The organism is Photobacterium sanguinicancri (genome assembly GCF_002265265.1).
GTDB classification, from domain to species: domain Bacteria; phylum Pseudomonadota; class Gammaproteobacteria; order Enterobacterales; family Vibrionaceae; genus Photobacterium; species Photobacterium sanguinicancri.
In genome coordinates this window covers 1-390 of sequence record NZ_NOIF01000501.1, presented here as the reverse complement: position 1 = coordinate 390, position 390 = coordinate 1, and the positions used below count along the sequence as shown (strand labels likewise).

Sequence of the window (390 nt, the reverse complement as noted above, 5' to 3'; positions counted from 1 at the left end):
GGGTGCCGCTATCGCCTCGATCGTGCTGTTCGCGCTTGGCGGACTGTTCGTCGCGCGCGGCGGCATGGGTTTCGAGCTGACCTCCGCAGTCGATCCGAGCGGCCCTTCCAACCCGCTGCGCTCAACCTCGGTCGCGTCCGGCGGCGCGTGGCTTAACAATTATGCGGCGCATCCGTGGATGCTGGTGGCACCTGTGCTGGGCTTTGTCGGCGCGGCGCTGGCGCTGGTCGGCATTCGCGCCAAGAGCGAGCCTGCGGCCTTTGCCGGATCCACACTGTCGGCCGCAGGTATCATCGCGACGGTCGGATTGTCGATGTTTCCCTTCATCCTGCCATCCAGCATCGACGCGCATTCGAGCCTGACGGTGTGGAACGCCTCATCGAGCGAATC

At 65.6% G+C, this 390-nt stretch carries 1 protein-coding gene; it reads left to right on the top strand.

The genetic code is table 11. The features are described from left to right. Positions 1-390: cytochrome d ubiquinol oxidase subunit II (locus tag ASV53_RS24835; protein WP_189337980.1), on the top strand; the 390-nt coding region annotated here is incomplete at both ends.